Source organism: Caldisericum sp., assembly GCF_049967455.1.
Classification (GTDB): Bacteria; Caldisericota; Caldisericia; order Caldisericales; family Caldisericaceae; genus Caldisericum; species Caldisericum exile_A.
This window is the reverse complement of the sequence record NZ_JBMFSR010000040.1, coordinates 1-8,509: the sequence shown is the minus strand read 5'-3', so window position 1 is coordinate 8,509 and position 8,509 is coordinate 1. Positions and strand designations below refer to the sequence as shown.

Sequence of the window (8,509 nt, the reverse complement as noted above, 5' to 3'; positions counted from 1 at the left end):
AATTAGAATTAGAAATGATAAAGTTCAAAAACGGTTTTGAAAATGAGCTATACGATTTTATAATATTAAAAACTCGAATGAAATTATAATCAAGCATATGGCCTCCATTGTGCATTAAAATGAATATTGTTGTGTAATTATATCAGAAAAAGCCTTAAAATGTACCAAATGTTACAATTTTCACCTGCTTCAAATCCTTATTCTATAAAGCTGTGCGAGATCGAGAAATTTGACCCTCAGAAAATATAATTTTAAGATAAAACAGGGGTTGATAAAATGAAGTGGAAAATATTAATTGCTCTAATAATTTTAGTTCTATCTTTTGCGATTGTTTTTTCAAATGCGACTACTTACTTCAGCGATGATGGTGGGGGAACGAATGATACAAACTTTAAAAATCCTCAAACCGCTTTTGCTTGTAATGTAATACAACAAGAAGTGCCTGTTGAGTGTCAGAGAATGACTATTTTTGAAACTAACAATGCGTAGAAGAGTAGCGTATAAAGATGGCAAAAAAGAATTAAAAAATTGAGGAATAGCAAGAAGTGTCAAAATTGAATTGATTCACAATCATAACGAGGGAGGTGAAGAAAATGAAAGTTATAATTCCAAGTAAAACAACATCTAATGGAGAAACATTAGTGCAACCTATAGGTGGATGTTGTTCTCATCTTGGTGGATGTAATAGTTACATATAACCAAAATGATTAATTTGGCAGGAATAAAAACTCCTGCCAAATTATACTTGATCAAGTATAGAAAAAGGAGAGAAGTATATATGAAATTGACAAACTATTATGCTCTTTTAAATATAAATAGAAAATACTATTTATTAAATACGCTTAATTCTGCATTGATAGAATTAGACAGTGAAAATTATGAAAAAATAAGGCATCTTTCTGTGAATGAAAACGACATTACTATCTTCAATAACAATGAATTAGAAATTCTTAAAAATAACGGGTTTTTAATTGAAGAAGATTATGACGAGTTTTTATATATTAGAAATCGATACCTGACGTCCAAATACAAAGTCGGGAATAGATTGAAGATAGATATTGCTATTACTAATAAATGTAATTTTTCATGCGAGTATTGTTATGAACGAAATTCAAATAAACAAGCAGACGAACACATTGATAGAGAACAATTTATTGGTCTACTTAAAAAATACATAAATTATATGTTGAAAAATTATTTAATAAAATTACTTCAAGTGGTTTGGTTTGGTGGAGAGCCATTATTGGAGTTTTCTTTGATATCACAAATAAATCAAGAGTTAATGAATTTAGCAAGTGACTATAAGATAAGTTATAGCAACATACTAGTTACCAACGGATATTTGATAAACGAAACAATAGTTAAAAAATTGTCAAATCAAAATGTAAAATACATACAAATTACCTTGGATGGTAATGAAAATTTTCATAATAAGAAAAGAACACTTATTAATGGTAGAAATACATATTCGAAAATCCTAAATGGAATATCAAATTTGCTTGCTGCGGGAATAAAAGTTATTATTCGAATAAATGTCGATAAATCTAATAAAGACAATATTCCTTACTTAATAGATGAACTATATAAAAAATATGAAAATTATGTACTGTCGAAGACTTTATTTATAAGTATAGCGCGCATATTTGGATATGAAAAGTCTATTTCAATATCAGAGTATGAACCTATATATAACACACTTTGGATAAAATCTACACATTACGGTTTTATTGAACCAATATTAGAAAGCACAAAAGAATGGACCTTTTGTAATGCAGAAAGAGATGTTATTGATAGTCCTGTCATTGATATTTTCGGGAAAGTTTATAAGTGTTGGAATGATGTTTTTATAAATAATGCCAATTATACAACATTAGAAAAACTGTGTGAAGAAGAAATACCCAAAAACAAAGAAAGATTTAGATATGTTGAACAAGTATCACTTCTAAATGTTAATAATGGTAATTGCCTGTTATGTAATTATTTCCCTTATTGTATGGGTTTATGTCCAGATCTTAGAATTAGAATTTTGAATGGGAAAGAAGAAAATATATACACTGGTAATAAATGCAAATTAATCGTTGAAAATCATATAAAAAACGAAATAAAAGCTATCCTATCACTAGGAGATATTTAATGAAAGAATTTCTCAAACAACTTAAATTTTTATGGTTTCAAATGCCATCAAGGTACAAAAGACATTATGTTATTTACGCTTTAATTTCAATCGTTCATGCAGCTGTTTTCTTGATTCTGCCTTTTATATTTAAATTGATTTTGGACGCATTTGTAAAAGGCAAATTTTCGACCTCAAATATCTTTATATACATTTCGATTACGATATTAGGATACCTTTCAATAAGACTTTGGAGTCTCTCGAATATTCACACAAGAGAGGGGATGCGCAAAATATTAGAGGACAATCTTTTTCAATCATCGATAAAGATGGAACCAGAAAATTTCAAAACCAAAAATTCAGGTTACTGGGCAAGTATATTTTCGAAAGACACTGTTATGACAACCCAGATGTTCTCGGATTTTGTGTATACACTTCCCGAAGAAGGGATAACATTATTTACCGTGCTCGTAGTGCTCTGGATTTATTGTTCCCAAATTTTCATTCTGATATCTGTTTGTCTTTCTATGGTAATTTTTCTTGGTGTTCTCAGGGATAAAAATGTTGTACCGAAGTACGATAAATCTCAAGAAAATTTGCGCGATATGAATGAAAAGGCAAACATCTATCTCAAGGGTGTTGAAGACATAAAGCATAATATGGCAGAAAATGTTTTTCTGGCGGCTGTAAAAAATGAGATGAAAAAATACAGTCAAAATTTATTCGATTATCTGAAAGAAGACTTTGTAATAACCTACATCACTTCATCAATAAGTGAATTGATAAAGATCGGAAGCGTAGGACTTTCCTTGCTTTATTTTTTAAAGGGTGAATATACTTTTGGTACTGCAATTCTCCTTATACAATTCTCTGCAATAGCATATGATAAAACGAATTATCTTTTTGAAAACGTGAAATGGCTCCAAAATTTTCCTCCTCACATAAAAAAAGTAGAAATGATTGTGAAATCTCCGAGTATAGAAGTACCAAAGATAGAATCCCGCACTTTCCAAAATTTGAAGTTGGAAAAAATATGGATTGAATACAATGGCAAATGGATTATCAAGGATTTTTCTATGGATTTGAAAGCAGACGAAAAAGTCGCAATTTTAGGCAAAAGTGGCATTGGAAAATCCACCATCTTGAAAACTATATCTGGACAGTTATCTCCAAAAAGGGGAAGAATTACATTTTCTCCTGGTCGTCCCATGATAGGGGTACTTTCCCAGAATCCTTATCTTTTCAACAGAACGATCAAAGAAAATTTGATCATATCTAATCCTTCTATTACCGAAGAAGATATGATGAAAGCACTTGAAACATGTGGACTGTCAGAGTTAATCAAATTACTTCCGATGGGTCTCAACACCCCAATAGGTCAAGCTGGCAAACTCATATCCGGAGGGGAAAAAGCCAGACTTGCTTTGACAAGACTTGTGATCTTGAATCCAGAACTTGTCTTAATGGATGAGCCGTTAACGGGTGTGGATGAAGAACAGAAAGACAAGGTATTGAAATATTTTCGAGATTTTTTGAATTATAAAACGTGCGTGATAGTTACACATGACATGAAAATAGTCGAAGAACTTTCTACAAGGCAGATTAAACTCGAAGAGGTTTAATTATGGGAAACATCAAAGTGTTAATTAAAATATTACCCAAAACTGTACTTTTAAGAATTTTTCTAACTTTTCTGATTTTCTTTTCGGTAGAAACAGGAATACTTGTGGTTCCTCTTATTTATGCTGATATTTTGGATAAAACAGAAATGTTGAAATACTTCCCGCTGCATCAATTTGTGCTTTGGGGAAGTTTGATTTTGTTTTTCGTTTTCATCAGAAGCATATCGATATTTAGAAACAATTTACAGAAATTCACGGTATATAATTTGCTTGTTGAAAGTATAGCAAGACAAGTTATAAAACAGGACATATCTTCAATCTCTGCGAAGGGATCTCAATATTACGTTGATGCAATTTTTAACAAAACTTCGGACGTTTCATCATTAATTGATATAGAAAATATGACAGGAATTGTCAATTTATTCAGATTGATAGTCATTACAGTATTGTTTTTCCTGATGGACTGGATCATTGGGCTTGCCTCAATAGCAGTTATAATTCCATCATTGCTAATTTATAAATACGGAAATGATTACTTTCTCAGAAACAACGCTGATTTTGTTGAAAAGAACAGAAGATATCTCAGTGACATCGAAGATACATTAACTGGAAAAGAGGAAATCGAGAATTTCAGATCCTTTGATCACGAAGAAAATCGAAATAAAGATATCACCGAGCATTTAAGAAAAATCCACGTAAAATTTCTTTCGAGAGATTTCATCCATTTTTTCATAGAACTTGACTATATACGTATATCCTTCGAACTGTTCGTTTTTGCCTTTGCCCTTTTTAGATCTTATGAGGGGTACTATCCAATAGGAATAGCAATAGTGTTGATCTCGTACAGCACAATGTTCACGACTCCTATAGCCTATCTGAATTCAATACTTTCAAACATAAGAAACTCTATAACTTCAATTGACATAATATCAAATTTGTTCAAATCCAGCAAGAAAAAGGAAATCACGATGCCAGATGAGAAGGTAGAAACAGTGGAATTCAAGAATGTAACTTACGCAGATGAAAAAAGGACAATAATAAAAAATGTGAATTTCACACTCCTCAAAAATGAGAAAATAGCAATAATCGGGCCATCTGGAAAAGGAAAAAGCACAATAGTCTCCTTAATTTTGAAAGATTTCAAATGTGAAGAAGGAAAAATTCTGATAAACAACGTGAACATTGAAAACATCCCTAATGAATGGCTCTACTCCAAAATCGCTGTTCTCTCACAAAACTCAAGTTTGTTTCCTGCTTCTGTAAAAGAAAACATTCGAATTGGCAATCGATTCATAAGTGATGAAAAAATAAGAGAAGTTTTGAAGATGATGGAGTTGGAAAGCATAGATATGAACTGTATAGTTGAAGAAAATGGCAAAAACTTTTCGGGAGGAGAAATATCAAGATTACTGCTTGCAAGAACAATAGTGGCTGATAAAGAATTTTTCATATTAGATGAACCACTCAACGGTGTGGATATTTCGACAAAGCAAAAGATCATTGAATCACTTAAAGTAATGTTAAAATTTAAAACTGTTATTATCATTTCTCATGATATTGAACTTGCAATGGCTTTGGCAACAAAGAAAATAACCATGAGTTAATTCAGCTTAGAGTAGACTACCCCAAACCTCAAAGCGTGATCTTTAAAAAAAAAAAGATACAGAAGGTGTATTGCAGTCTCAAAGATTCATCACACAGAAGGATGCACTCAGACATTGCGGTTGAAATTAGATCTGAGTACATTCAAGATCTTTGAAAAGCAATTTGTGAGTCTAAACAATTATGTTTTCTGTCATGAGTTTATCCTTTTATTCTTTTTATTACAGAACCTTAGAGATAGAAGTAAAGTTGTCAAGGAAAAATTTAAGTGGTAAATTCACAAGTACGGATCCGTAAAAGTAAGCATTTAAGATATAGGAGGTACAAAACTTATGGTGCAACTTTCAATGAAAATAAAGGATGCAACACCTAACAAAACTGTTGCAAAGATAAGAAACATTCTCAGAAAATTAGATTTATTTCCTATAGAAAGATATTGGGGAAATCCTACAAAAAATCTGTATTGGGTGTCTCTTGAAGTACCTGAACTTGGTATTTTTTCTAATGGGAAAGGAGTTGATCATGAATTAGCATTGGCAAGCGCTTATGGTGAGTTCATAGAAAGATTAGGAAATGGATTGCTTTACTCTCCTATATTAATCGATAAATTTGCTAAAGAAAAGTACGGTTTTTATTATTTTCCAGATGAAGAGTTTATTGAAATATCGAAATTGACAAATATTCTTGATGAGGAAACTCGAAAGGCTTATGAATTTGCAGATAACGAAGGAAATGCTTTAGATTATTTAGACAATTTTTTGGTAACTAAAAATACCAAAAAAGGATTAATTTGTTTTCCATTTTGGGACTTAAGAAAGAACAATAAAGTTTATATACCATCAATCTTGGTCCAATCTTATTATGGAAGCAATGGAATGTGTGCTGGAAATACAATGGAAGAAGCATTGGTTGAAGGATTGTCTGAAATTTTAGAAAGATTTGTAAACATAAAAATATTGACAAATGATATTCGTCCACCTATTATACCAGAGGAATTTTTGAAAAAGTACTTTCCAAATCAATACAATACAATCAAAAATATAGAGAGAAATGGAATATTTAAAATCACTGTTAAGGATTGTTCATTGGGGATTAATTTGCCAGTGATTGGTTTAATTCTTGTTGATACGAAGTCTAAAAAATATATTATAAAATTTGGAGCGCATCCTATTCCGCAAATAGCATTAGAGCGCTGCTTAACAGAACTCGTGCAAGGTAGATCTCTGCTAAAATTTGATGGTTTATCTTATTTTATACCTCACAAATTATATGACAATGAATTTTCATGGCGAATTCAAAAAATTCTAAAAGAAGGTACCGGAGAATATCCTTTTTCTTTTTTTAGAGAAGGTTCTTATAAATTTGAATATCATCCAATGATGTACCATAAAAATATAGATCTTCTTAATTATTTAGTAAAATTAGTTTGGAATCTTGACAAATCAATATTAGTAAGAAGTAATTCGTATTTTGGATTTCCGACATATCAAATTATAATTCCTGGAATTTCTGAAACGACTATGTTCTCTAAAGAAGATTTTGAACTTTTGATAGGACAGAGAACTCATGTTTTAAACTTAATTAGAAGAATTCAAAGTTGTTCAAAAGAAGAAATAAAAATTGTGATTGATTATGTAGAAAAAAGGGGTGAAGAAGAATCAATGACTACCATTGCCGGTTTACCACTTTTGTCAGATTCTCTATGGGCGAACATAACTCCTGCCTTGTTTTTAGCAAATTTATATTACAAAATTGGCGATCTATCCAAGTCAGTTGAATGCTTAGATCGATATATAAATTATCTAAAGAATATAAACAGTACCAATGAGATAATCAATTATTATGAGTGTTGCAAAGACTTCTTGAACTTTAAAAAGACTAATGATGACAATGAGCAAGAAATGGAATCGTTTTTAAAATTATTGCATGGAGAAGAAATATCTAAGGAAGTTATCAACGATCTCAAAAAACCAGAAAATTCCCTTCAATATCTTGAAAATATAACCTGTTTTAATTGTTCAAAATGTGATCTAAGAGAAAAATGTAATTATAAAAAGCTTAGAAAATCATATTTGAAAGTAAAAAAATTTCTTTTAAAGCAAAAAGGCGATCAAACTCAACTTACTAAACTTTCAGATATATTGAAACCACTTCAAAATCCGAATAGTAGTGATAGAATAGAATAATGATACCCAAACAACAAAAATTATCGGATGAAGAATTAAAAAAACTTATAGATGGTCCTCAAAGTTGATACAGTCAAAATAGAGATCATGTGCTTATGAATGTATCACATTTCAGAGGGTAGCGGAAAGGAGGGATTCCATGTCTAACAAAGAAACTTCTTTCATATTCAAATATTACAAAAAATATTTACCTTTAATGATTTTGGTTTTAACTGTTCTTCCTTATCCTATCATCTTCAAATATTTCATAGATACCGTAATTCCAAGGAAAGAAATGTCGCAAGTTGTGAAATGGCCCATCTTTTTAGCCATCATTGTGGTAATAAGAGTTGTCTTCAATTTCATTCAAAATTACACAGCCTCCATAATAGAGCAAAAGATTTCAAGGGACCTAAAGATGGATCTCATGGAAAAGACTTTGAGGTTGCCGTTGGATTTCTTTGTGAAGAACAATTGATATGTCCCCAAAGTTGATACAATCAAAAGTAGAGACCATGTACGAATGTATCATTGCAATGAAACATCACAATCTATCTTATCGAAAATGGGAAGGTTGCGGCAAATGGGAAGTACGAAGATATAATAAAGACAGAGAATTTCAATTCCATATTTTTAGAATGACAGAAATGTATTACCGAACTTGGGAGGGATTTTTGAAAAAATGGCGACAAATGTTCATATATTGAAAAACAGGAACTTTCTTCTTCTCTTCTTCGGAAGGCTCATATCTACGGCTGGCTCTGCTATTTTTTTCGTAGCAATCGTATGGGCCGCTGCCACAAAGGTTGGTGGTGTGGGACCTGTCAGCCTCGTTTTAATGGCCACGGCAATACCTTCAGCGATATTTTCACCATTTGCCGGGGTGTTAGCGGATCGAAAAAGAAAAAAATGGATAGTCATTTTCACAGATATGATAAGTGGTATCGTACTCTTTTTAATGCTTATTTTTCTTAATGCCGAGTTTGGGCAATTATGGATACTTTTAG

The 8,509-nt window shown here is 31.3% G+C and carries 6 protein-coding genes and 1 pseudogene; all 7 read left to right on the top strand.

The genetic code is table 11. The features are described 5' to 3' along the window. The first annotated feature begins 276 nt into the window (after positions 1-276). Positions 277-489 carry a hypothetical protein gene (locus tag ACP5SP_RS06765; protein ID WP_428076313.1) on the top strand — a complete coding sequence of 71 codons (213 nt, stop codon included), beginning with the start codon at positions 277-279 and terminating at the stop codon, positions 487-489. 223 nt (positions 490-712) lie between these two features. Beyond that, on the top strand, positions 713-2,134 hold the full coding sequence (locus ACP5SP_RS06760) for a radical SAM protein (RefSeq protein WP_428076312.1): 1,422 nt from the start codon (positions 713-715) through the stop codon (positions 2,132-2,134). Continuing rightward, positions 2,134-3,735 carry an ATP-binding cassette domain-containing protein gene (locus tag ACP5SP_RS06755; RefSeq protein WP_428076311.1) on the top strand — a complete coding sequence of 534 codons (1,602 nt, stop codon included), beginning with the start codon at positions 2,134-2,136 and terminating at the stop codon, positions 3,733-3,735. Before ACP5SP_RS06760 ends, ACP5SP_RS06755 begins: the two co-directional genes overlap by 1 nt. 2 nt (positions 3,736-3,737) lie before the next feature. Next, positions 3,738-5,339, top strand: coding sequence for an ATP-binding cassette domain-containing protein (locus ACP5SP_RS06750; RefSeq protein ID WP_428076310.1), 1,602 nt, complete (start codon positions 3,738-3,740; stop codon positions 5,337-5,339). Positions 5,340-5,669: 330 nt separating this feature from the next. Next, on the top strand, positions 5,670-7,523 hold the full coding sequence (locus tag ACP5SP_RS06745) for a YcaO-like family protein (protein ID WP_428076309.1): 1,854 nt from the start codon (positions 5,670-5,672) through the stop codon (positions 7,521-7,523). Between the two features lie 139 nt (positions 7,524-7,662). Further along, positions 7,663-7,980, top strand: a complete 318-nt coding sequence (locus tag ACP5SP_RS06740) for an ABC transporter transmembrane domain-containing protein (protein ID WP_428076308.1) — start codon at positions 7,663-7,665, stop codon at positions 7,978-7,980. A gap of 204 nt (positions 7,981-8,184) precedes the next feature. Further along, positions 8,185-8,509: pseudogene (locus tag ACP5SP_RS06735) on the top strand (MFS transporter); the annotation flags it as partial.

Bases quoted from the DNA above. Each gene is read 5' to 3' on its own strand.
- ACP5SP_RS06750 (WP_428076310.1), top strand. From the start codon at position 3,738: ATGGGAAACATCAAAGTGTTAATTAAAATATTACCCAAAACTGTACTT.
- ACP5SP_RS06745 (WP_428076309.1), top strand. From the start codon at position 5,670: ATGGTGCAACTTTCAATGAAAATAAAGGATGCAACACCTAACAAAACT.
- ACP5SP_RS06765 (WP_428076313.1), top strand. From the start codon at position 277: ATGAAGTGGAAAATATTAATTGCTCTAATAATTTTAGTTCTATCTTTT.
- ACP5SP_RS06740 (WP_428076308.1), top strand. From the start codon at position 7,663: ATGTCTAACAAAGAAACTTCTTTCATATTCAAATATTACAAAAAATAT.
- ACP5SP_RS06755 (WP_428076311.1), top strand. From the start codon at position 2,134: ATGAAAGAATTTCTCAAACAACTTAAATTTTTATGGTTTCAAATGCCA.